The following is a 23086-nucleotide window of genomic DNA, read 5'->3' as shown; positions in this document are numbered from 1 at the left end:
TCACCACGTTGTGTAGGAAAAAGCTTACACGGCAGGGACTGCTACGCAGTCCCCATATCTGTCAGAACTGTTCGGCATCCAGCAGGTACAACGACTCACTCCCCGCCTTCACCGAAGCCACCAGCGAATTCACCCGCGGCAGCAACCGCGCAAAGTAGAACCGCGCCGTACCCAGCTTGCCCGTATAGAACGCTTCATCCCCCTCACCCGCCTTCGCCGCCCGCGCCATCAGTGCCCACATGTAGGCGTAGGCGACATAACCAAAGGCATGCAGGTACTCGACCGAAGCCGCCCCGATTTCGTTCGGGTTGCCCTTGGCCTGTTCCAGCACCCACTCGGTCAGCCCGTCGAGCTGATCGAGACAGGCACCCAACGGCTTGGCAAATTCATCCAGCTCGCTACCTGCGCTGGCAATGAACTGACGAATCTCGTCGGAGAACAGCCGGTAGTACGCCCCGCCACTGGCCACCACCTTGCGCCCCATCAGGTCGAGGGCCTGGATGCCGTTGGTGCCTTCGTAGATCTGCGTGATACGCACATCCCGCACCAGTTGCTCCTGCCCCCATTCGCGAATGTAGCCATGCCCGCCGAACACCTGCTGGCCGTGCACCGCGCACTCCAGGCCCAGGTCGGTGAGGAAGGCCTTGGCAACCGGCGTCAGTAGTGCCACCAGTTCTTCGCTGCGCTTGCGCACGGCGGTGTCTTCGCTGAACTTGGCACTGTCCAGCTGCATGGCCACATAGCTGGAGAAGGCACGGCCACCCTCGATCAGCGCCTTCATGGTCAACAGCATGCGGCGCACGTCCGGGTGGACGATGATCGGGTCAGCGGCCTTGTCCTTGGCTTGTGGCCCGGTCGGGGCGCGGCTCTGCAGGCGGTCGCGGGCGTACTCCACGGCATTCTGGTAGGAGCGCTCGGCCGACGCCAGGCCCTGGATACCAACGCCAAGGCGCTCGTAGTTCATCATGGTGAACATGGCCGCCAGGCCCTTGTTTGGCTCACCGACGATATAGCCGACCGCTTCATCGAAGTTCATCACGCAGGTGGCCGAGGCCTGGATACCCATCTTGTGCTCGATCGAGCCGCAGGTGGCGGGATTGCGCGCCCCCAGGCTGCCATCTTCATTGACCAGGAACTTCGGCACCAGGAACAGCGAAATGCCTTTCGGCCCCGCCGGTGCGTCCGGCAGCTTGGCCAGCACCAGGTGGATGATGTTCTCGGTCAGGTCGTGCTCGCCGCCGGTGATGAAGATCTTGGTGCCGCTGACCTTGTAGCTGCCGTCGGCCTGGGGCTCGGCCTTGGTGCGGATGATGCCCAGGTCGGTACCGGCGTGCGGCTCGGTCAGGCACATGGAACCGGCCCACACGCCGGCGTACATGTTTGGCAGGTACTTTTCCTTCAGCGCTTCACTGGCGTGGGCGTTGATCGACAGACAGGCGCCAGCAGTCAGCATCGGGTACAGGCCGAAGGACAGGCTGGAGGCGTTGACCATTTCCTCGACCTGAGCCGAGATGACCTTGGGCATGCCCATACCGCCGAACAGCGGGTCGCCACCCACACCCACCCAACCGCCTTCGGCGTAGGTTTTGTACGCCTCGATGAAACCGGCTGGGGTACTTACCGCGCCGTTTTCCCAGTGACAGCCCTCTTCATCGGCGGCACGGCTGAGCGGTGCGATGGACTTGGCGGTGACCTTGCCGGCTTCTTCCAGCACGGCCATGGCTGTGTCGGCATCGACAACCTCGGCCAACCCGGGCAACTGCACCCACTGCTCGGCCACGTTGAAGACTTCATTCAGTACGAAGCGCATGTCGCGCAGGGGCGCTTTATATTCAGCCATGACAACCTCTCGCTACTCGGGTCGGGGCGGTCTCGGGGAACCGCGACACTGGGTTGCAGGCAGTGTAACCGAACAACTTTTACGAGACATAGGGTCATCAATAGACCGTATAGTCTGGCTCGGTCACGCCGTGCGCACCGCCCCTCGCTGCGCTTGCTGCCCATGCACCATGACACAATTACGCCCTGCGCCCTTGGCGCTGTACAGCGCCTGGTCGGCGGATTTCAGCACCGCTTCGGGGTTACGATGATCGGCCTGGCGCTCCGCCACACCGATGCTGATGGTGACCGACACCGTACCCCCACTGCTGCCCGCCCGCCGCTGGCGCCCGGCGGTATCGTCCTGCGGGCGGTTGTGCTGGTCGCGCAGGTGCATCACGTAGTTGGCGATCATTTCGCGCACGGCCTCCACATGGGGCACGCATTCCTCGGCAGTCTTGCCGGCAAACACCAGGGCGAACTCCTCGCCGCCATAGCGGTAGGCACGGCCACCCCCGGTGACCTTGGACAGACGGCTGGCAACCAGGCGCAGCACCTGGTCGCCGACGTCGTGGCCGTGGGTGTCGTTGAATTTCTTGAAGTGGTCGACATCGGTCATGGCGATCACATAGTTGCGCCCCAGGCGCTGCATGCGCTCGTTCAGCGCACGGCGCCCCGGCAGGCCGGTCAGTTCGTCGCGAAAAGCCATCTGGTAGGCCTCGTGCGCCACCGCTGCGGCGATCATCAGCATGACCTGGCTGCACATGATGTTCAGGGTAAACGGCAGGATGAAGGTTTGCGGCAGCATCCAGAAAATGCCCAGCAGGCCCATCACCTGCGCAGCGTGCAGCGGCCGTGGTGCACGCAGGTATTGCACCACCAGCAGGATGAACACGCCGAGAAACAGCGGATAGACCATCTGGATCAGGCTCATCCATTGGCCATGCAAGGTTGGCCAGCGGATTTCCGCCAACCAGGTCAGTAGTGCTTGGGGGTAGCTTTGCTCCAGGGCCACCGCCACGCTACCCACGGCGAACAGCACGGCGCCACGGGCGATCAGGTCCTGCAGCAGGTGGGTGCGCTCCTGCCAGGCACCATACAGCCCGAACAGGGCGGGTAGCAGCAGGCACACGAGATGGAAGATCACCGCCGCGTCCTCGCGAACGCGGCCATGGTCACGGTAGAAGTCGGTCTGGGTGTCGAGCAGGTAGTAGGCGATGTACACCGTGAGCATCAGGAACAGCTCACGCTGGCGACGGTACACCGCACAGTAGGCGCCACCCAGCAGCAGGACCAAGGTGGGCAGGACGTTGAAAAGCGATGTGAAAAAGACACTGAGGTCTCTCACATAGGCCGCGGCGAGTCCTGCCAGCAAAAGAATCAGCGAAGGCAGGAAGTGAGTCGCGCGAACAGCGTTAAAACGAAACAAGGGTAATCTCCAACCCGGCAGATCAATAGTGGCATTGTGCCCTTACTTCATCGGCAGTGCACATGAACAGTTGAATATCGAATCAGACGCTTTTCCTTGTAGGAGCAGCCTTGTGCTGCGAAAAGGCCGCAATGACAAAAGATTTTCTGTGGCAGCTATGGCCTATTCGCAGCACAAGGCTGCTCCTACAAAGAGATAGGCATCAGGCTGCAGAATGAAAAAACCCGCCTGCCGGTGAAGGCAGGCGGGTTTCGTTTTACAACGGCAGGATCAGTACGACAGGCCGAAGCTCTCTTCGTCCATCGCCATCAGGTTGTTGGCACCCGACAGCATGGTCGCCACGTGGGTACGGGTACGCGGCAGGATGCGCTGGAAGTAGAAGCGCGCGGTCTGCAACTTGGCGGTGTAGAACGCTTCTTCGCTGGTGCCGGCAGCCAGTTTCTCGGCCGCCAGGCGGGCGATGTCGGCCCAGAAGTAGGCCAGGCAGGCGTAGCCGGAATACATCAGGTAATCGACCGAGGCCGCACCCACTTCTTCGCGGTCCTTCATGGCGGCCATACCCACTTTCATGGTCAGCTCGCCCCATTCCTTGTTCAGAGCCGCCAGCGGTTCGACGAACTCCTTGACCGCTTCGTTGCCTTCCTGCGCCTGGCAGAACTTGTGCACGATCTTGGTGAAGCCCTTCAGCGCTTCGCCCTGGGTCATCAGCACCTTGCGGCCGAGCAGGTCCAGGGCCTGGATGCCGGTGGTGCCTTCGTACAGCATGGAAATGCGGCTGTCGCGCACGTTCTGCTCCATGCCCCATTCGGCGATGAAGCCGTGGCCACCGTAGATCTGCACGCCATGGTTGGCGGCTTCGAAGCCGACCTCGGTCATGAACGCCTTGGCGATCGGGGTCAGGAACGCCAGCAGGGCATCGGCCTTCTTGCGCTCTTCTTCATCCTGGCTGTACTTGACGATGTCCACCTGCTTGGCAGTGAAGTACACCATCGCGCGGTTGCCTTCGGCGAAGGCCTTCATGGTCAGCAGCATGCGACGCACGTCCGGGTGGACGATGATCGGGTCAGCAGCCTTGTCCGGTGCTTTCGGGCCGGTCAGGGAGCGCATCTGCAGGCGCTCACGGGCGTACTTCAGGCCACCCTGGAACGCTACTTCGGCGTGGGCCAGGCCTTGCAGCGCGGTACCCAGGCGAGCGGTGTTCATGAAGGTGAACATGCAGTTCAGGCCTTTGTTGGCCGGGCCGATCAGGTAGCCGGTAGCGCCGTCGAAGTTCATCACGCAGGTGGCGTTGCCGTGGATACCCATCTTGTGTTCGATCGAGCCGCAGCTCACGCCGTTGCGCTCGCCCACACCGCCTTCGGCGTTGGGCAGGAACTTCGGCACGATGAACAGCGAGATACCCTTGGTGCCGGCTGGTGCGTCCGGCAGGCGGGCCAGGACGATATGGACGATGTTGTCGGCCATGTCGTGCTCACCGGCCGAAATGAAGATCTTGGTACCCGACACCTTGTAGCTACCGTCGGCCTGTGGCTCGGCCTTGGTGCGCAGCATGCCCAGGTCGGTACCACAGTGCGGCTCGGTCAGGCACATGGTGCCGGTCCACTCGCCGGATACCAGCTTGGTCAGGTAGGTGTGCTGCTGCTCGGGGGTGCCGTGCGCAGAGATGGTGTTCATCGCGCCATGGGACAGGCCCGGGTACATGCCCCACGACCAGTTCGCACCGCCGACCATTTCGCTCAGCGCCAGGCCCAGCGACTCCGGCAGACCCTGGCCGCCGTGCTCGACGTCATGCGCCAGGCTCGGCCAGCCGCCTTCTACGAACTGTTCGTAGGCCGCTTTGAACCCGGTCGGGGTTTTAACGCCCGCCTCGCTCCAGGTGCAGCCTTCCTGGTCACCCACGCGGTTCAGCGGCGACAGCACCTGCTCACAGAACTTCGCGCCTTCTTCGAGGATCGCGTCGACCATGTCGGGCGTGGCGTCCTGGCAACCCGGCAGGCTCTGATAGTGCGCCTCATAGCCGAGCAGCTCGTCGCGAACGAAGCGGATATCACGCAAGGGGGCTTTGTAATCAGGCATTGCGATGAACCTCTAGGTGAGTTCTGTGGGGGTGACCAGCAAGTGGCGGCCGTCGATCAAACAGTTGTTTGAAACTTACGTTTAGCTCCGCCTTATGTCAAGGATGGACTATGGTGCCATTTACGCCACGAAAAATGGTATTCATGCCTAGCCTTGAAAAATAAAGACGCCCCTGTGGGAGCGGGCGTGCCCGCGAAAGGGTCAGGCCAGGCAGTAGAGGTGCCTGATCTGACGCATTCGCGGGCACGCCCGCTCCCACAGGGGCTGCGTGTAAATCGGGTGAGCGCCCTGTCAGGCGTAGGTGTCGATGATCCGGCCGAGCATTTCGTCGGATGCCTTGGCGACCTTTGCGCCAAGCTCGACTTCGAGTTTGCCCACGGCCAGCTGCACGGTGCTGGTGGCCAGGTCCATCTGCTGGCTGCGGTCGACCGCGCGCAGGCGTTCGGCCTGAAAATCGCTAGACTGGCTGGTGGCGCTACGTTCGGCGGTGGTGCTGGCGATCTGGCTGGCAGCCTGATCGACGCGGTTCTGGCCGGTCTGGATTGCGCTCAGGCCCGCGTAATAGGCGGAGCTACCGGTGATTTCCATGTCAGGACTCCATTGACGCTGGATGACGAACAGGCCCAATTAAAGCAGGCCAGGGGTGAAAAGGCCCGTTTAAATCCCTAATGGCCTGGTGCCATTTGATAGGCCCTGGGTATTCCTGCACTGGCCTCTTCGCGGGTAAACCCGCTCCCACAGGGTCTCCACAGTTTTCGAGACTTGTGCAATATCTGTGGGAGCGGGTTTACCCGCGAAAGGGCCGGGCCTGGAAACGGCTAATCCAGCAGATCCAGCTGAAGGTGTTCAGCAACCATGTCGGCACTGGCCTGCTTCAACTTGGGCACCCGCCCCAGGCATGGCGCCGGCAAACGCTCGGCCAGGCTGGCCAGGTTCTCTTCCAGGCGCGAAGTACGCGGCTCGATGATGTTCGCCACCCATCCCGCCAATTGCAGCCCGTCACGCTCGATCGCCTCAGCGCTTAGCAAGGCATGGCTGATACAGCCGAGCCGCACCCCGACCACCAGAATCACCGGCAGCCGCAGGGCCACCGCAAGGTCGGACAGGTTTTCCAGCCCCGACAACGGCACGCGCCAGCCTCCGGCTCCCTCGATCAGGGTGAAATCGGCATTTTGTTGCAGCACATTCCGCATCGCCGCCAGCAGGTCCGACACGGCCAGCGTCACCCCTGCCTCACGTGCTGCCACATGCGGCGCAATCGCAGGCTCGAAGGCAAACGGGTTGACCTGTTCGTAGGGCAGCTTGATCGTGCTTTCATCGATCAGCGCCTGTGCGTCGCTGTTGCGCAAGCCTTTGGGCGTCATCGTGCAACCGGAGGCCACCGGCTTGGCCCCCAGCGTGCTCATGCCCTGCAACCGTGCCGCATGCAACAGGCCGGCAGCGATGGTGGTCTTGCCAACATCGGTATCGGTACCGGCAATAAAATAGGCCTGGCTCATCTCGCTCCCCTTAAGCCTGTGGCTTGCGCAACACACCATAGACCACCTGGTAGGTGGCTGGCAGCCCCTCGGGCTGGCGAAACGCCTCGTAAGCCTGCAGCAGGCCCTGCATGCGGGCCCGGCCGGTAAGCCCGGAAGGCCGGCCAGGGTTCAGGTTGTGGGCGCCGAGTGCCTTGAGCTCATGGGTCAGGCTGCGTACATCCGGGTAGTGCAACACGTGCGGGCAGCGCTGCAGCCCAAGCTGCTCGAAGCCGCTGGCTGCGCACAGACGCTGATAGTCCTCGAAACGGCGGAAGCGGTTCACATGCACCAGGCCATCCACCACCTGCCAACTGGCGCGCAGTTCATCGAGGGTACCCACACACAAACTGCTGAAGGCCAGCACGCCGCCCGGGCGCAGCACTCGCAGCGCTTCTGCCAGCACGCTGGCGAACTGGCCGCACCACTGCACGGCCAGGCTGGTGAACACCAGGTCGACACTGGCATCACGCAGCGGCAAACGCTCGGCGTCACCGGCCACATGATAGAGCGCCCCGCCCTGTTCGTTGCGAGCATGGCACAACATGCCTTCGGCGATATCCACCGCAACGCCGCTGGCCTGGGTGAACCGCTCGGCCAACGCCCTGCTGAAATGACCGGTGCCGCTGCCCAGGTCCAGCCAGCGTGACGGCTGCAGGCCTTCCGGCAACTGCTCCAGCAAGCTCGAACCCACCGCACGCTGCAAGGCTGCCACGCTGTCGTAGCTGGCTGCGGCGCGGGAGAACGAGGCCGCTACCTGGCGCTTGTCGGGCAGCGCGCCGGGCAGGGTCGGACGGGAAAGGTCAGTCATCGCCACTCTCATGCAGGAAACTCTTGATGCCCGCCGCCAGTTCCTGCGGGTATTCCAGCAGGAACGCGTGGGAGCTTTCTTCGACCAGGCCCACTTCCACATCGGGCAGCAGCTCGCTCAGCGCCTTTGCCGCCTCTGCCGGCACCAGCGCATCGCTGCCGGCGAACAGGTGCAGTTGCGGGCCACCGTAGGCCTGCAGTGCTTCGCGGGTATCCAGCTTGGCCAGCACTTCAAGGCCGGTGGCCAGGTACAGCGGGTCGGTGTCCGGTACGCCGACACCCAGTTGGCGTAGCAGGGTGCGCGGTTGCAGGGCACCGTCACTGCACAAGGTACGGAAGCGCTTCAGGGTGACCTGGGTATGGCTGCGGCAGCCGTCGAGGAAGGTGCCAAAAGTGTCTTCGGCCATGCCGTGGGGCCAGTCGGGGCGAGCCACGAAACTGGGGTTGCTGGCCAGGGTCAGCAGGCCGCAGCAATGGTCGCCGCGCTTGTGCGCCAGCGCGCTGGCCAGCATGCCGCCTAACGACCAGCCACCCAGCCAGACATCACTCGGCAGCTTGCGGTCGAGGTGGTCGACCCAGGCCTGCACATCGCTGTGGGGCAGTTCCGGCAAGGGCATCAGCTCTACCTGCAGGCGGGCGTCCTGGGCACGCAGGCTCGCGGCCAGCGGCTCCAGGGAAGCAGTGCCCAAGCCCCAGCCAGGCAACAGAACAAGTCGATTACGCATCGGCGCTCTCCAACTGTGGACAACACTCGGCCAATGCATTCAACAATAGCTGCACCTGCGCCTCGCTGTGCGCGGCGCTCAATGTCACCCGCAGACGTGCGCTGCCCGCCGGCACGGTGGGCGGGCGGATGGCCGTCACCAGCAAGCCGCGCTCGCGCAGCATGCGTGACAGGCGCAGGGCCTTTGCGCTGTCGCCGATGACGATGGGCTGGATCGGCGTCGGGCTGTCCATCAACTCCAGGCCGATCTGCTGCGCACCTTCACGGAACTGGCGGATCAGCGCGGCCAGGTGCTCGCGGCGCCAGGTTTCGCGGCGCAGCAATTCCAGGCTCTTGAGGGTGGCGCAGGCCAGCGCCGGTGGCTGGCTGGTCGTATAGATGTACGGGCGGGCGAACTGCACCAGCGCCTCGATCAGCTCTTCGCTGCCGGCCACAAAGGCACTGGCGGTACCACAAGCCTTGCCCAGCGTACCGATCAACACCGGCACATCCTCAACGCCCAGACCGAAGTGCTCGACGATACCGCCGCCCTGGGTGCCGAGGGTGCCCAAGCCATGGGCATCGTCAACCATCAGCCAGGCACCGCGAGCGCGGGCGACATCGGCCAGCGCCGGCAGGTCGGCCAGGTCGCCGTCCATGCTGAACACGCCATCGGTCACTACCAGGGTATTGCCGACGGCCTTGTCCAGGCGGCTGGCCAGGCTGGCTGGGTCGTTGTGCAGGTAGCGGTTGAAACGGGCACCACTGAGCAACCCGCCATCCAGCAGCGAAGCGTGGTTCAGGCGGTCCTGCAGCACCGTGTCGCCCTGCCCCACCAGCGCGGTGATGGCGCCCAGGTTGGCCATGTAGCCGGTGGAGAACAGCAGCGCGCGCGGGCGCCCGGTGAGTTCGGCCAAGGCCTCTTCCACCTGGTGGTGCGGCGTACTGTGGCCGATCACCAGGTGCGAGGCACCGCCACCGACACCCCAGCGCTCGGCGCCGGCCTGCCAAGCGGCAATCACCTCGGGATGGTTGGCCAGGCCCAGGTAGTCATTGCTGCAGAAGGCCAACAAACGCTGGCCATCGACCACCACTTCCGGCCCCTGCGGGCTTTCCAGCAGTGGCCGCTGCCGATACAGGTCTGCGGCGCGCCGTTCGGCCAGGCGCGCCGCCAGGTCGAAGGCCATTTCAGGCTGTCGCGGCGTTGTAGAACATCTCACTGCTGCGCTGCTCGACCAGCGCCTGCTCGATGGCCGCCTGGTGCACTTCGTCGGCGTGCTCTTCACGCGCTTCGGGCTTGATGCCCAGGCGTGCGAACAGCTGCATGTCCTTGTCGGCCTGCGGGTTGGCGGTGGTCAGCAGTTTTTCGCCGTAGAAGATCGAGTTGGCGCCAGCCATGAAGGCCAGGGCCTGCATCTGCTCGTTCATCTGCTCGCGGCCGGCGGACAGGCGCACGTGCGACTTGGGCATGAGGATACGGGCCACGGCCAGCATGCGGATGAAGTCGAACGGGTCGACGTCTTCTTCCTCGGCCAGCGGCGTACCGGCCACCTTGACCAGCATGTTGATCGGTACCGACTCCGGGTGCTCGGGCAGGTTGGCCAGCTGGATCAGCAGGCCGGCGCGGTCGTCCAGCGACTCGCCCATGCCGAGGATGCCGCCGGAGCAGATCTTCATCCCGGCATCGCGCACGTAGGCCAGGGTCTGCAGGCGCTCGCTGTAGGTGCGGGTGGTGATGATGCTGCCGTAGAACTCAGGCGAGGTGTCGAGGTTGTGGTTGTAGTAGTCCAGGCCGGCCTGGGCCAGGGCCTTGGTCTGCTCCTGGTCGAGCTTGCCGAGGGTCATGCAGGTTTCCAGGCCCATGGCCTTCACGCCTTTGACCATCTCCAGCACGTAGGGCATGTCTTTGGCCGACGGGTGCTTCCACGCCGCGCCCATGCAGAAGCGTGTAGAACCGATGGCTTTGGCGCGGGCAGCTTCTTCCAGCACCTTCTGCACTTCCATCAGCTTCTGTTTTTCCAGCCCGGTGTTGTAGTGGCCGGATTGTGGACAATATTTGCAATCTTCCGGGCAGGCGCCGGTCTTGATCGACAACAGGGTCGAAACCTGCACGCGGTTCGGGTCGAAATGCGCGCGGTGCACGGTCTGCGCCTGGAACAGCAGGTCATTGAACGGTTGCTGGAATAGCGCCTTGACCTCGGCCAGGGACCAGTCGTGACGTGTTGTTGCAGTTGTGCTGGCGCTCATTGGCGTTTCCTTGTTTAGGCTGAAGCAGGCGCCGGGACAGGAAAGCCCGCCAGCGCATCACGGATAGCTCGCATAGTCATGGAAGGCCTATGAACTGTCAACCACACTGGAAAAGACTGGTTTACAAGTGCTCACTTATTAATCAACTGTGTTTGCTGTGCGATGAATCTGCCGAGCAGGCCTACCCGCTGTGCGTCGCCTGCGAGCAGGAACTGCCCTGGCTGGGCGATCATTGCCTGCGCTGCGCCCTGCCATTGCCGATGGCCGGCCTGACTTGCGCTCAGTGCCAGCGCCGCGCACCGGCCTTCGAGCAGGTGCTTGCACTGTGGCATTTCGGCTTTCCGGTGGACACGCTGATCAGCCGTTTCAAGCACAACCGCCAGTGGCCCTTGGGGCGCCTGATGGCCGAATTGCTCGCGCATGGGCTGCTGCACGGCTTTACCGAAGGGCTGCCGCGCCCCGACCTGTTGTTGCCTGTACCCTTGGCCAAACGTCGACTACGGGAGCGGGGGTTCAACCAGGCGGGGATGCTCGGGCGCTGGCTGTCGTCGCACGTGGGGGTACGTTGCGACGAGCGGTTGCTGCTGCGCACACGGGAGACACCTGCGCAGCAACAACTGGACGCCAAAGCCAGGCGACGCAACTTGCGCCAGGCGTTTACCGTCACGGGCAAGCTGACGGGCAAGCATGTCGCCATTGTCGATGACGTGTTGACCACCGGTGCGACCGCGCAGGCGGTTGCCGAAGTGCTGCGCAAGGCCGGTGCGCGGCGGGTGGATGTGTATTGCCTGGCGCGTACGGCCAAGCCGGGGTATGTATGACTTGTGGGAGCGGCCTTGTGTCGCGAAAGGGCTGCGTAGCAGCCCCAGGATCTCTGCCACAGCAAAAATCGCTGGGGCTGCTACACAGCCCTTTCGCGACACAAGGCCGCTCCCACACAAGCTACACTTCGCTGCCACTTACAATGACCGAATGCCCATGTCCCTGCCCCCTCACCTCACCCAGCACATCGCCCGCCGCCCCCAGCGCATCGCGCTGCTGCAGCACATTGCCGAAGAAGGTTCGATCACCCGCGCCGCCAAGGCTGCGGGCATCAGCTACAAGGCCGCTTGGGACGCCATCGACGAACTCAACAACCTGGCCAGCCAGCCCCTTGTCGAGCGCAGTACCGGCGGGCGTGGTGGCGGTGGTGCCCGTCTGTCGCCGGAAGGCCAGCGGGTGCTGCGCCTGTACCAGAGGCTGCAGGCCCTTCAGGCGCAAATCCTCGAAGCTGCCGAGGAGTCCAGCGACCTCGACCTGCTCGGCCGGCTGATGCTGCGTACCAGCGCGCGCAACCAGTTGCAGGGCCAGGTCAGCGGCCTGCGCCGCGAGGGACGGCATGATCGCGTCAGCCTGGCGTTGGGTGGTGGGTTGGAGATCGAGGCGTTGATCACCCACGACAGCACCGCACGGCTGGAACTGACGCTGGGGACGACGGTAGTGGCGCTGCTCAAGGCGGGGTGGGTGAGGTTGCTGGCCGACGACGAAGAGGCCGAAGCGGATAGCAATTGCCTGCGGGCGACGGTGGAGGAGGTGCTGGCAAAGGCTGATGGGCCTGGTGAGGTCCGGTTGGCGTTAGGGAATGGGCAGACGTTGTGTGCGTTTGCCGACACGGATTGGTTGGCTGGGCAGCGGGTAGCAGCAGGCAGTTCGGTGCGGGTTCAATTTCATCCCTCTTATGTATTGCTTGGGATTCCTGCATAGCTTGGCCGCGCTTTGCGCGGTTCGCGGGTAAACCCGCTCCCACAGGTGCATCGTTTCCCCCGGCAGCTGCGCCGTCCATGTGGGAGCGGGTTTACCCGCGAAGAGGCCGGTACAGGCATAACGCGTTACCATGGTCCCCACGCCGCCTATCCCCGGAGCCACCATGTCCCACCCCTTCGATACCCTCACCCCCGACCTGGTCCTGGACGCCGTGGAAAGCCTGGGTCTTCTCAGCGATGCCCGGGTACTGGCGCTGAACAGCTACGAAAACCGCGTCTACCAGGTGGGCATCGAGGGCGCGCAACCGCTGATCGCCAAGTTCTACCGCCCAGGCCGCTGGAGCGACGCGGCCATCCTCGAAGAGCACAGCTTCACTGCCGAACTGGCCGAATGCGAAGTGCCGGTGGTCGCCCCGCTGCAGCACGACGGCCGCACCCTGTTCGAACACCAGGGCTTCCGCTTCACCCTGTTCCCGCGCCGCGGCGGCCACGCGCCAGAGCCGGGCAACCTCGACCAGCTCTACCGTCTTGGCCAGTTGCTCGGCCGCCTGCATGCCGTGGGCGCCAGCAAACCGTTCGAGCACCGCGAAGCGCTGGCTGTGGACAACTTCGGCCACGCCTCGCTGAATACCCTGCTGGAAGGCGATTTCGTCCCTCGCGAACTGCTGCCGGCGTTCGAATCGGTGGCCCGCGACCTGCTCAAGCGAGTGGAGGACATCTATGCCCGCACCCCGCACAAGCTCATCCGCCTGCATGGCGACCTGCACCCCGGCAACCTGATGCACCGCGACGAGGTGTACCACGTGGTCGACCTCGACGACTGCCGCATGGGCCCGGCGGTGCAGGACTTTTGGATGATGCTGGCCGGCAGCCGCGAGGAGCGCCTGGGCCAACTGGCCGAACTGATCGACGGCTACAACGAGTTCCACGATTTCGACCCGCGCGAGCTGGCCCTGATCGAACCCTTGCGCGCCCTGCGCCAGCTGCACTACAGCGCCTGGCTGGCGCGGCGCTGGGACGATCCGGCATTCCCGCCGAGCTTCCCCTGGTTCGGCCAGCCACGCTACTGGGGAGACCAGATTCTCGCCCTGCGCGAGCAAATGGCCGCACTGGATGAAGCGCCGCTGAAATTGTTCTAGAAGCACGCCCGCCTCTGTCTACAATAGGCGTCGCTTTATTTAGCTACCTAAGCAAGGATTCTGCATGCACGCCGCAAACCCGCGTCGCGGGTACCTACTGGGCCTCAGCGCCTACATCATCTGGGGTCTTTTCCCCCTGTACTTCAAGGCAATCCAGAGCGTTCCGGCGGTGGAGATCATTGTCCACCGGGTGCTGTGGTCGGCACTGTTCGGCTCGCTGCTGCTACTGGTGTGGAAACACCCCGGCTGGTGGCGTGAACTGCGTGACAACCCGCGCCGGCTGGGCATCCTGGCCCTGAGCGGGGCGCTGATCGCCGGCAACTGGCTGACCTACGTATGGTCGGTGAACAACGGGCGCATGCTCGAGGCCAGCCTGGGTTACTACATCAACCCGCTGATCAATGTGCTGCTGGGCATGCTGATTCTTGGCGAGCGCCTGCGTCGGTTGCAATGGCTGGCCGTGGCCATGGCCGCCGTGGGTGTGGCTCAGCAGGTGTGGCAGGTGGGCAGCCTGCCATGGGTGTCGCTGGTACTGGCGCTGAGCTTCGGCTTCTATGGGCTGATTCGCAAACAGGCACCGGTAGCGGCGCTGCCGGGCCTGGTGGTGGAAACCTGGATGCTGGTACCGCTGGCCCTTGGTTGGCTGTTACTGCATCCGGCGGCGACAAGTGCCCAGGGCGCGTTCTACACCAGCAGCGAAGCGTTATGGCTGATGGCTGCGGGGCCGGTGACACTGGTGCCGCTGGTGTGCTTCAACGCTGCCGCGCGGCACTTGCCGTACACCACGCTGGGCTTCCTGCAGTACCTGGCGCCGACCCTGGTGCTGCTGCAGGCGGTGCTGCTGTTCGATGAGCACTTGTCGCCGAGCACTTTGGTGGCGTTCATGTTCATCTGGGCAGGTTTGGCGATCTACAGCGTCGATGCGTGGGTCAGTTTGCGCAAGCGTAGTTGATCAGAAAATGATCACAACTCTGCAAGCCTTGTGATTCGTGGCCTGCAGAGACATCTCCAAAGGTTATCCACACCCTCGTCCCCGTGCTTTGTGCACAAGCTGCTGATTTTTGGGTGTTTTTTGATCAAGGCCGTGCAAGGCGCGCGCGGCCTGGGCTGGAGAGGGGAACCCCCAGGTTATCCACAGGGCCTTCCCCGTGATATCGGGATAACCGCAGGGGGCTGCTTTGCAGCCCATTCGCAGCACAAGGCTCCTCCTACAGGGGAATGCATATCCTTGTAGGAGCAGCCTTGTGCTGCGAACGGGCCGCGAAGCGGCCCCGGCAATCTCGGATCAATCCTCCGGCCGCAGCTTCAACTCCACCATCAAGTCGTCCGCCAGGCTCTCCAGCTTCTGCTGCAATTCCTCCAGCGACAGGGTCAACGGCAATGCCAGCAAGGCATCGGCATGGAACAGCGGCTCGCTGCTCATGGGCGCCGGCCGCACCTCAGTGGTAAACCGCTCAAGGTTCACCCCAAGGTCCGCCAGCAAACGGGTGATATCACGCACGATCCCTGGCCGGTCATTACCTACCAGCTCCATGGCAATCGGCTTCCAGGTGCACGACGGCTCGATGCCGCTCTCGGCGATCAGCACGCGAATGTCATATCGGACCAACCCTTGCAGCGAAGCCACCAGCTCGTCGTAGTTTTCCGCCGGCACCGCCACCCGCAGGATGCCGGCAAACTGCCCGGCCATGCGCGACATGCGGCTCTCCAGCCAATTGCCACTGTGGTCGGCGATGCACTGGGCAATGCGCTCGACCTGGCCGGCCTTGTCAGGGGCAATCACAGTCAGTACAAGATGATCCACAAGCCCTTCCTCGTGTCGGACCGCGCCGTGCGGCAGAAAATCGGGGGATCGACTCAGTATAGGCAAGGCGCGGCAACCTGCCGCAGGGCAATCCGCACAACGAATCGTGTACTGTTTCAAGATTTATCTGGAACAATCCACCTGTTTTTTGCGAACATACTTACTCCCAGCGTGACCATACGCGACCAACGGGTCGCATAACGGCGCTTTTAGTCTGATTTTGCCCCGCCTACTGCTTCATGTAGTATCCCGTGGCGCGGACTACAAAACGTCGTTTGGATGTCTGCCAAGGCGCCTGTGAAAATACGCACACTGTCTGCCAGCCGGTCTGGCAGGCCGCACCCAGCCGCGCTCGGGGCTTTACTCGGGGGCATGCACTGGTGCCGTGTTTAGAGAAGCGCTACAGGCTTAATACAGAAGAGCGAAATAGCTGAGCAGAGTGAGGCAAGCAATGACTGGATACGTTCAAGTCGGTGGCCTTCAGGTCGCCAAGGTCCTGTACGACTTCGTGAACAACGAAGCCATCCCAGGGACCGGCATCGTCGCCGAGCAGTTCTGGGCCGGTGCAGAGAAGATCATCAATGACCTCGCTCCAAAGAACAAAGCCCTGCTCGCCAAGCGCGACGAGCTGCAAGCCAAGATCGACGCCTGGCACCAGGCACGCAAAGGCCAGGCCCACGACGCCGTAGCCTACAAAGCATTCCTCCAGGAAATCGGCTACCTGCTGCCACAAGCCGACGATTTCCAGGCAACCACCCAGAACGTGGACGAAGAAATCGCCCACATGGCCGGCCCGCAGCTGGTCGTACCGGTGATGAACGCCCGCTTCGCCCTGAACGCCGCCAACGCCCGTTGGGGTTCGCTGTACGACGCACTGTATGGCACCGATGCCATCAGCGATGAAGGCGGCGCCGAGAAAGGCCAGGGCTACAACAAGGTACGTGGCGACAAGGTCATCGCCTTCGCCCGCGCCTTCCTCGACGAAGCCGCGCCACTGGCGGCCGGCTCGCACGTCGACTCCACCGGCTACCGCATCGAAGGCGGCAAGCTGGTAGTTGCCCTGAAAGGCGGCAGCAACAGCGGCCTGCGTGACGATGCCCAGCTGATCGGCTTCCATGGCGATGCCGCTGCGCCGACTGCCGTGCTGCTCAAGCACAACGGCCTGCACTTCGAAATCCAGGTCGACGCCAGCACCCCGGTCGGCAGCACCGACGCCGCCGGCGTGAAAGACATCCTGATGGAATCGGCGCTGACCACCATCATGGACTGCGAAGACTCGGTTGCCGCCGTCGACGCCGACGACAAGGTAATCGTCTACCGCAACTGGCTGGGCCTGATGAAAGGCGACCTGGCAGAAAGCGTTAGCAAGGGTGGCAAAACCTTCACCCGCACCATGAACCCGGACCGCGAGTACGCCGCGCCCAACGGCGGTAGCGTGACCCTGCATGGCCGTTCGCTGCTGTTCGTGCGCAACGTTGGTCACTTGATGACCAACCCGGCGATCCTCGACGCCCAAGGCAACGAAATCCCCGAAGGCATTCAGGACGGCCTGTTCACCAACCTGATCGCCCTGCACAACCTCAATGGCAACACCAGCCGCAAGAACACCCGCACCGGCAGCGTGTACATCGTCAAGCCGAAGATGCACGGCCCGGAGGAAGTAGCCTTCGCCGCCGAGATCTTCAGCCAGGTCGAAGACCTGCTGGGCATGAAGCGCAACACCGTCAAGGTCGGCATCATGGACGAGGAGCGCCGTACCACGGTCAACCTCAAGTCGTGCATCAAGGCCGCAGCCGAGCGCGTGGTGTTCATCAACACCGGCTTCCTCGACCGCACCGGCGATGAAATCCACACCTCGATGGAAGCCGGCGCCGTGGTGCGCAAGGGCGCCATGAAGAACGAGAAGTGGATCGGTGCCTACGAGAACAACAACGTCGACGTCGGCCTGGCCACCGGCCTGCAAGGCCGTGCGCAGATCGGCAAAGGCATGTGGGCCATGCCCGACCTGATGGCAGCCATGCTCGAGCAGAAGATCGCCCACCCGCTGGCCGGTGCCAACACCGCCTGGGTGCCGTCGCCGACCGCCGCCACCCTGCATGCCCTGCACTACCACAAGGTGGACGTACAGGCACGTCAGCGTGAACTGGCTTCGCGTACCCCGGCGTCGGTGGACGACATCCTGGCCATCCCGCTGGCCGCCGACACCAACTGGTCGGCCGAAGAGATCCGCAACGAACTGGACAACAACGCCCAGGGCATCCTCGGCTACGTGGTGCGCTGGATCGACCAGGGCGTAGGTTGCTCGAAGGTGCCGGACATCAACAACGTCGGCCTGATGGAAGACCGCGCCACCCTGCGCATCTCGGCCCAGCTGCTGGCCAACTGGCTGCGCCATGGCGTGGTCAGCCAGGAGCAGGTGCTGGAAAGCCTCAAGCGCATGGCCGTGGTGGTGGACCAGCAGAACGCCAGCGACCCTCTGTACCGCCCGATGGCACCGAACTTCGACGATAACGTCGCGTTCCAGGCGGCGGTAGAACTGGTGGTGGAAGGTGGCAAGCAGCCGAACGGCTATACCGAGCCGGTACTGCACCGCCGTCGCCGCGAGTTCAAGGCGCGTAACGGGCTGTAAGCGACATCTGCGACAGCGGGCCGCTTTGCGGCCCAATCGCCGGCAAGCCAGCTCCCACAGGGACTGCACAGGCCTCAAACGCTGTGCGGTCCCTGTGGGAGCTGGCTTGCCGGCGATGAGGCCGGAACAGGCTCCTCAGCTAAGCGATCTGCAGTTCTTTCTTCACCAGCTCCAGCAGCCTGTCCAGGTCGACCGGCTTCAGAAGAAAATCCACAACCCCCAGGTGCATCACGTCCACCGCCTCTTTAACGTCGGTATCGCCCGACACCACGATGATCGACAACGCCGCCCGCTCTGATTCGCGAACCTTGCGGATCAGGTCCAGGCCATCCTCGGGTTGCATGCGCAAATCCGTAATCATCAAGCCAATCCGTTGCTGGTAGTGCAGGTACAGCCTGGCCTCCTCAGCCCCATCCGCCCCGACACAGTCAATCCCCCTGCTTTTCAGGTACAGGATCAGCGCCTCACGATTCACCGCATTGTCATCCACCACCAGCACCAGCGGCTTGGCAGCCACGGGCGCACTTACGACGGCCAATGCCTCGCGCTCGGCGTCGCTCAGGATGTCGTGTTGCTCAGGCATGCTCATCTCGTCAAAAAATTTCCGCTTCAGCATTAGGACCGCAGAACTTGCGTAACCCGGCTGGCCTTTCGTCGGGTCTTTGACAGGGGCACTCATAGACTTACGTCCAATGGGCACCATCCCGCCGCAAGCCGACCATGGAGGCAGAGAACAACATGGCCGGCACCTATATATATAGATATATAGTTCGGCATAGCGATACGGTCAGTTTCATGAGCAAAAAGGACGCCTACAGCCAGGCGGGCAGGACGGCAGTGCTGCAGAACATCCAGGGCACCTTGCAGTTCCTGCAGCGTTTTCCGCCGTTCAACCAGATGGAACACAGCCACCTGGCCTACCTGGTCGAACAGTGCCAGCTGCGCTTCTATGCCAGCGGCGAAAGCATCGTCAAACCTGCCGACGGGCCGGTCGAGCACTTCTACATCGTCAAGCAGGGCCGCGTGGTCGGTGAACGCCAGCATCTGGTCAAACCTGGTGTGGAGACTACCTTCGAGATCACCAGTGGCGAATGCTTCCCGCTGGCTGCCCTGCTCGGCGAACGGGCGACACGCACCGAGCATCTGGCAGGTGAGGACACCTTCTGCCTGCAGCTGAACAAGGCCGCGTTCATCCGCGTGTTCTCGATGTCGGAAGTGTTTCGGGATTTTGCCCTGCGCGGGGTCAGCAGCCTGCTCGACCAGGTCAACCAGCAGGTACGCCAGCGCGCGGTGGAAACCCTCGGCACCCAGTATTCGCTGAACACGCCACTGGGTGAACTGGCCATGCGCCACCCGGTGGTGTGCAGCCCCGACACGCCCCTGCGCGACGCCGTGCGGCTGATGCACGAGCAGCAGGTCGGCAGCATCGTGGTGGTCGACCCGCAGCGCTACCCCACCGGTATCTTCACCCTGCGCGACTTGCGCCAGGTGGTGGCTGCGGCCGATGCCGACCTGGGTGCACCCATCGCACGCCACATGACCGCCCAGCCGTTCTACCTCAGCCCCCAGGCCAGCGCCTTCGACGCAGCCATGGCGATGACCGAGCGGCACATCGCCCACGTATGCCTGGTGGAAAACCAGCGCCTGTGCGGTGTGGTTTCGGAGCGCGACCTGTTCTCCCTGCAACGGGTCGACCTGGTGCACCTGGCACGCACCATCCGCCATGCGCCACGCCTGGATACCCTGGTCTCGCTGCGCGGCGAAATCAGCCAGCTGGTCGAGCGCATGCTGGCCCATGGCGCGTCCTCCACCCAGATCACCCAGATCATCACCCTGCTCAACGACCACACCGTGTGCCGGGTGATCGAACTGGCGCTGGCCGAACGCGGAGACCCGGGCGTGCCGTTCAGCTGGCTGTGCTTTGGCAGCGAAGGGCGACGAGAACAAACCCTGCACACCGACCAGGACAACGGCATCCTCTTCGAAGCCGCCAACGCCGCCGAAGCCGACGCCATCCGCGCACGCCTGCTGCCGCTGGCGCAATACATCAACCAGTGCCTGGCCCAGTGCGGCTTCACCCTGTGCAAGGGCAACGTCATGGCCGGCAACCCCGAGCTGTGCCTGTCGCGCAGTGAATGGGCGCGGCGTTTTGCCGGTTTTGTCCGCGAAGCCAGCCCGGAGAACCTGCTGGGCTCGAGCATCTATTTCGACCTGCGTGTGGTGTGGGGCGACGAGCAAGGTTGCGAGCAGCTGCGCCAGGGCCTGCTGGACCAGGTGGCCGACAACCGCATCTTCCAGCGCATGATGGCTGACAACGCCCTGCGCCAGCGCCCGCCGGTGGGCCGCCTGCGCGAGTTCGTGCTGACCCGCCAGGGCAACGACAAGGCCGCCACCCTCGACCTCAAGGTCCAGGGCCTGACGCCCTTCGTCGATGGTGCGCGGCTGCTGGCCCTGGCCAACGGCATCGGTGCCTGCAATACCTTGGAGCGCCTGCGCCAGCTCGTGGCCAAGGGTGTGATCGAGGCACTGGATGGCGCAGCGTATGAAGAGGCCTACCACTTCATCCAGCAAACGCGCATGCAGCAGCACCAGCGCCAGACCCGCGACAACCTGCCCTATTCCAACCGCCTGGACCCGGACAGCCTCAACCACCTGGACCGGCGCATCCTGCGCGAGTCCCTGCGCCAGGCCCAGCGCCTGCAAAGCAGCCTGGCCTTGCGGTACCAGCTATGAGCCTGTTCGCCTGGCTGCGCCCCAGTGCGCCGGAACTGGACCACGCCACGCGCCAGCGCCTGGCCCGGCTGCCCAAGCCAGCGCCATTGGGGGTGTGTACCCTGCGCGAGCAACGCTGGGTGGTGCTGGACCTGGAGACCAGCGGCCTGAACACCAACCGTGACCAGGTGCTATCAGTTGGTGCCGTCGCCATCGAAGACGGCGCCATCGACTTTGCCCAGCAGTTCGAACGCACCTTGCACCGGCCTTTGCAGAAGACCAACGCCAGCGTGCTGATCCACGGCCTGGGCCCGAGTGCACTGGCTGCCGGTTGCGACCCGGCCGAGGCCTTGCTCGATCTGCTCGACTTCATCGGCAACAGCCCGGTGTTGGCATTCCATGCGCCGTTCGACCAGCGCATGCTCGCCCGCGCGCTGAAGGAAAGCCTGGGCTATCGCTTGCAGTCACCTTTCCTGGATGTTGCCGAGCTGGCGCCGATGCTCAACCCCGACACAGTGCTGCGCGAGGCCGGGCTGGATGACTGGGTGGCGCGGTTTGGCCTCCAGGTCGAGGAGCGCCATCACGCCAGCGCCGATGCGCTGGTTACCGCCGAACTGGCGCTGATCCTGTTCAGCCAGGCCCGACGCCAGCAGTTGGACAGCCCCCTGCAGCTGGAGCAGCGCTTGCGCGGGTGGCGCAGGCGCAAGGTGCACAACCACGGCCTGTAGCTTTTCACCGCCCTTGCTGGCCTCTTCGCGGGTAAACCCGCTCCCACAGGGACTGTACTGCCTTTGATACCCTGGAGATCCTGTGGGAGCGGGTTTACCCGCGAAGAGGCCAGCACAGGCATAACATCTGCACGACTTGGATGATGGCCATCCGATAAGCGTCCATTGCACCCACCCCCTCCCCTCTGCAACAATCGCGAATAATTATCGTTAGTTAATGCATTCGTTCCGGGGGGACGCTGCTTGTCTTCTGCACAGAGCCCACACGCCGATCTGGTCGGTGCGCTGTACCGCGACCATCGCGGCTGGCTGCTCGCCTGGCTGCAACGCAGCATGGCCTGCCGCCAACGTGCCGAAGACCTGAGCCAGGACACCTTCGTGCGCCTGCTCGGCCGTGCGCAACTGGATACGCCCCGCGAACCCCGCGCGTTCCTGGCCGCCGTGGCCAAGGGCCTGATGTTCGACCACTTCCGCCGCGCCGCGCTGGAACAGGCCTACCTGGCCGAACTGGCCCTGATGCCGGAAGCCGAACAACCTTCCCCGGAAGTGCAACACCTGATCCTCGAGGACCTCAAGGCCATCGACCGCCTGCTCGGCAAGCTGTCGAGCAAGGCCCGCGCAGCATTCCTGCACAATCGCCTGGACGGTATGAGCCATGCCGAAATCGCCGAGCGCATGGGGGTTTCGGTTTCGCGGGTGCGCCAGTACATCGCCCAGGGCATGCGCCAGTGCTACGTGGCCCTGTACGGGGAGCCGACGTGAGCAGTTCACCGGTTTCGTCCCGGGTGCTGGAAGCCGCCATTGCCTGGAAGCTCAGCCTCGACAACGGCAGCGGCACACCTGACGAGCGCAGCGAATTCATGCGCTGGCATGCCGCCAGCGAGGAGCATGCCCGCGCCTGGCGCCAACTCGGCGCCATGGACCAGCGTGTGAGCGCCGCTGCCGGCCCGGCACGCCAGGCCCTGCTGCAATCGCGCGCCGGGCTGCGCCGACGTATCGGCAAGGTCGGCGGCGGGCTGGCCGGCATGTTTCTGCTGGGCTCGCTGCTGGCCTGGGTCGGCGCACCATCGCTGGCACCGAGCTACTGGCTGGCCGATCAGCGTACCGCCACCGGCGAACTGCGTACCCTGCGCCTGGAAGACGGCACCTTGCTGAGCCTGAACAGCCACACGGCCGTGGATATCGACTACGCCGGCAAGCAACGGGTGATCGTGCTGCACCAAGGCGAGATTTCGGTCGAAACCGGCCATCAGGACCGGCGCCCGCTGCTGGTACGCACCGACGATGGCCGCCTGCGCCCGTTGGGCACGCGCTTCCTGGTGCGCCGCGAGGACGACGGCACGCGCCTGGAAGTACTGCAAGCCTCGGTCGCTGCCATGCCGCTGAACAGCGGCGACGAACAGGTGCTGCGCGAAGGCCAGCAGGTTCTGATGAACGCCAACGGCCTTGGCCGGATCGGCACTGTGCCAGCCGGTGCCGATGCCTGGACCCGCGGCATGCTGGTGGTGGACAACGTGCGCCTGGCTGACCTGCTGGCCACGCTTGGCCAGTACCGCAGCGGTTACCTCGGGGTAGACGACCAGGTCGCCGACCTGCGGGTGACCGGCAGCTTCCCGCTGACCGATACCGACCTGGCGCTGTCGTCGCTGGTGCCGGCACTGCCGGTGAAGGTCGAGCGGCATACGCCGTGGTGGGTGACCGTCGTTCCCAAGTAGGCCTGCACCGGCCTCTT

The 23086-nt window shown here is 63.9% G+C and carries 20 protein-coding genes; 9 read left to right on the top strand and 11 right to left on the bottom strand.

The window, feature by feature from the left end; genetic code table 11:
• Window positions 1–61: 61 nt before the first annotated feature.
• The 9 genes from WM94_RS07845 to bioB form a co-directional block, all read right to left on the bottom strand.
• Window positions 62–1840, bottom strand: coding sequence for an acyl-CoA dehydrogenase C-terminal domain-containing protein (locus WM94_RS07845; RefSeq protein ID WP_061550890.1), 1779 nt, complete (start codon window positions 1838–1840; stop codon window positions 62–64).
• Window positions 1841–1963: 123 nt separating this feature from the next.
• A complete protein-coding gene (locus WM94_RS07840; RefSeq protein WP_061550889.1) occupies window positions 1964–3247 on the bottom strand; it encodes a diguanylate cyclase in 1284 nt (427 codons plus the stop codon).
• Between the two features lie 270 nt (window positions 3248–3517).
• Window positions 3518–5323: a phenylacyl-CoA dehydrogenase gene (locus tag WM94_RS07835; RefSeq protein ID WP_039613232.1), complete on the bottom strand. Its 1806-nt coding sequence runs from the start codon at window positions 5321–5323 to the stop codon at window positions 3518–3520.
• A gap of 291 nt (window positions 5324–5614) precedes the next feature.
• Entirely contained in the window at window positions 5615–5911 is a 297-nt protein-coding gene (locus WM94_RS07830) for a hypothetical protein (RefSeq protein WP_003258614.1), read from the bottom strand.
• A gap of 230 nt (window positions 5912–6141) precedes the next feature.
• Complete coding sequence (gene bioD, locus WM94_RS07825) at window positions 6142–6822, bottom strand: dethiobiotin synthase (protein ID WP_039613231.1); 681 nt, start codon at window positions 6820–6822, stop codon at window positions 6142–6144.
• A 10-nt stretch (window positions 6823–6832) separates the two neighbouring features.
• Entirely contained in the window at window positions 6833–7651 is an 819-nt protein-coding gene (bioC, locus tag WM94_RS07820) for a malonyl-ACP O-methyltransferase BioC (RefSeq protein WP_023662347.1), read from the bottom strand.
• Window positions 7644–8375, bottom strand: coding sequence for an alpha/beta fold hydrolase (locus WM94_RS07815; RefSeq protein WP_061550888.1), 732 nt, complete (start codon window positions 8373–8375; stop codon window positions 7644–7646). Before WM94_RS07815 ends, bioC begins: the two co-directional genes overlap by 8 nt.
• Window positions 8368–9540 carry an 8-amino-7-oxononanoate synthase gene (gene bioF / locus WM94_RS07810; protein ID WP_061550887.1) on the bottom strand — a complete coding sequence of 391 codons (1173 nt, stop codon included), beginning with the start codon at window positions 9538–9540 and terminating at the stop codon, window positions 8368–8370. The genes WM94_RS07815 and bioF overlap by 8 nt, the downstream gene beginning before the upstream one ends.
• Before the next feature lies 1 nt (window position 9541).
• Window positions 9542–10600, bottom strand: a complete 1059-nt coding sequence (gene bioB / locus WM94_RS07805; RefSeq protein WP_013970556.1) for a biotin synthase BioB — start codon at window positions 10598–10600, stop codon at window positions 9542–9544.
• 89 nt (window positions 10601–10689) lie between these two features.
• Between bioB and WM94_RS07800 the strand changes: the two genes are divergently transcribed.
• The 4 genes from WM94_RS07800 to rarD all read left to right on the top strand — a co-directional run bounded on the left by WM94_RS07800 (window position 10690) and on the right by rarD (window position 14433).
• Entirely contained in the window at window positions 10690–11421 is a 732-nt protein-coding gene (locus WM94_RS07800) for a ComF family protein (RefSeq protein ID WP_061550886.1), read from the top strand.
• A gap of 157 nt (window positions 11422–11578) precedes the next feature.
• Window positions 11579–12343, top strand: coding sequence for a TOBE domain-containing protein (locus WM94_RS07795; RefSeq protein ID WP_061550885.1), 765 nt, complete (start codon window positions 11579–11581; stop codon window positions 12341–12343).
• A 163-nt stretch (window positions 12344–12506) separates the two neighbouring features.
• Complete coding sequence (locus WM94_RS07790) at window positions 12507–13481, top strand: serine/threonine protein kinase (protein WP_061550884.1); 975 nt, start codon at window positions 12507–12509, stop codon at window positions 13479–13481.
• A gap of 64 nt (window positions 13482–13545) precedes the next feature.
• Complete coding sequence (rarD, locus tag WM94_RS07785) at window positions 13546–14433, top strand: EamA family transporter RarD (protein WP_015268692.1); 888 nt, start codon at window positions 13546–13548, stop codon at window positions 14431–14433.
• Window positions 14434–14766: 333 nt separating this feature from the next.
• Here the strand turns inward: rarD and WM94_RS07780 are convergent, their stop codons facing one another.
• On the bottom strand, window positions 14767–15285 hold the full coding sequence (locus tag WM94_RS07780) for a glycine cleavage system protein R (RefSeq protein WP_061550883.1): 519 nt from the start codon (window positions 15283–15285) through the stop codon (window positions 14767–14769).
• 451 nt (window positions 15286–15736) lie between these two features.
• Here WM94_RS07780 and WM94_RS07775 point away from each other — a divergent pair, with 451 nt between their 5' ends.
• On the top strand, window positions 15737–17914 hold the full coding sequence (locus WM94_RS07775; RefSeq protein ID WP_061550882.1) for a malate synthase G: 2178 nt from the start codon (window positions 15737–15739) through the stop codon (window positions 17912–17914).
• 139 nt (window positions 17915–18053) lie between these two features.
• Here WM94_RS07775 and WM94_RS07770 read toward each other — a convergent pair whose 3' ends face one another.
• A complete protein-coding gene (locus WM94_RS07770) occupies window positions 18054–18593 on the bottom strand; it encodes a response regulator (protein WP_039613222.1) in 540 nt (179 codons plus the stop codon).
• A gap of 116 nt (window positions 18594–18709) precedes the next feature.
• On the opposite strand from WM94_RS07770, the gene WM94_RS07765 reads away from it, so the two are divergent.
• From WM94_RS07765 to WM94_RS07750, 4 genes are all read left to right on the top strand, one after another.
• Window positions 18710–20647 (top strand): DUF294 nucleotidyltransferase-like domain-containing protein, encoded by a 1938-nt coding sequence (locus WM94_RS07765; RefSeq protein ID WP_061550881.1) that lies wholly within the window; start codon window positions 18710–18712, stop codon window positions 20645–20647.
• Entirely contained in the window at window positions 20644–21354 is a 711-nt protein-coding gene (locus WM94_RS07760) for a PolC-type DNA polymerase III (protein ID WP_039613220.1), read from the top strand. The genes WM94_RS07765 and WM94_RS07760 overlap by 4 nt, the downstream gene beginning before the upstream one ends.
• Before the next feature lie 243 nt (window positions 21355–21597).
• A complete protein-coding gene (locus WM94_RS07755; RefSeq protein WP_015268687.1) occupies window positions 21598–22116 on the top strand; it encodes an RNA polymerase sigma factor in 519 nt (172 codons plus the stop codon).
• Window positions 22113–23069, top strand: coding sequence for a FecR domain-containing protein (locus tag WM94_RS07750; RefSeq protein ID WP_061550880.1), 957 nt, complete (start codon window positions 22113–22115; stop codon window positions 23067–23069). The genes WM94_RS07755 and WM94_RS07750 overlap by 4 nt, the downstream gene beginning before the upstream one ends.
• The last annotated feature ends 17 nt before the right edge of the window (window positions 23070–23086 follow it).

Source organism: Pseudomonas sp. ABFPK, assembly GCF_001586765.1.
In the GTDB taxonomy this organism is placed as follows: Bacteria; Pseudomonadota; Gammaproteobacteria; order Pseudomonadales; family Pseudomonadaceae; genus Aquipseudomonas; species Aquipseudomonas asiatica.
The sequence above is the reverse complement of the archived record's forward strand: the minus strand, read 5'-3'. Positions and strand labels throughout refer to the sequence as shown.

Bases quoted from the DNA above. Each gene is read 5' to 3' on its own strand.
- WM94_RS07845 (WP_061550890.1), bottom strand. From the start codon at position 1,840: ATGGCTGAATATAAAGCGCCCCTGCGCGACATGCGCTTCGTACTGAAT.
- WM94_RS07835 (WP_039613232.1), bottom strand. From the start codon at position 5,323: ATGCCTGATTACAAAGCCCCCTTGCGTGATATCCGCTTCGTTCGCGAC.
- WM94_RS07830 (WP_003258614.1), bottom strand. From the start codon at position 5,911: ATGGAAATCACCGGTAGCTCCGCCTATTACGCGGGCCTGAGCGCAATC.
- bioD (WP_039613231.1), bottom strand. From the start codon at position 6,822: ATGAGCCAGGCCTATTTTATTGCCGGTACCGATACCGATGTTGGCAAG.
- bioC (WP_023662347.1), bottom strand. From the start codon at position 7,651: ATGACTGACCTTTCCCGTCCGACCCTGCCCGGCGCGCTGCCCGACAAG.
- WM94_RS07815 (WP_061550888.1), bottom strand. From the start codon at position 8,375: ATGCGTAATCGACTTGTTCTGTTGCCTGGCTGGGGCTTGGGCACTGCT.
- bioF (WP_061550887.1), bottom strand. From the start codon at position 9,540: ATGGCCTTCGACCTGGCGGCGCGCCTGGCCGAACGGCGCGCCGCAGAC.
- bioB (WP_013970556.1), bottom strand. From the start codon at position 10,600: ATGAGCGCCAGCACAACTGCAACAACACGTCACGACTGGTCCCTGGCC.
- WM94_RS07800 (WP_061550886.1), top strand. From the start codon at position 10,690: ATGAACTGTCAACCACACTGGAAAAGACTGGTTTACAAGTGCTCACTT.
- WM94_RS07795 (WP_061550885.1), top strand. From the start codon at position 11,579: ATGTCCCTGCCCCCTCACCTCACCCAGCACATCGCCCGCCGCCCCCAG.
- WM94_RS07790 (WP_061550884.1), top strand. From the start codon at position 12,507: ATGTCCCACCCCTTCGATACCCTCACCCCCGACCTGGTCCTGGACGCC.
- rarD (WP_015268692.1), top strand. From the start codon at position 13,546: ATGCACGCCGCAAACCCGCGTCGCGGGTACCTACTGGGCCTCAGCGCC.
- WM94_RS07775 (WP_061550882.1), top strand. From the start codon at position 15,737: ATGACTGGATACGTTCAAGTCGGTGGCCTTCAGGTCGCCAAGGTCCTG.
- WM94_RS07770 (WP_039613222.1), bottom strand. From the start codon at position 18,593: ATGAGTGCCCCTGTCAAAGACCCGACGAAAGGCCAGCCGGGTTACGCA.
- WM94_RS07765 (WP_061550881.1), top strand. From the start codon at position 18,710: ATGAGCAAAAAGGACGCCTACAGCCAGGCGGGCAGGACGGCAGTGCTG.
- WM94_RS07760 (WP_039613220.1), top strand. From the start codon at position 20,644: ATGAGCCTGTTCGCCTGGCTGCGCCCCAGTGCGCCGGAACTGGACCAC.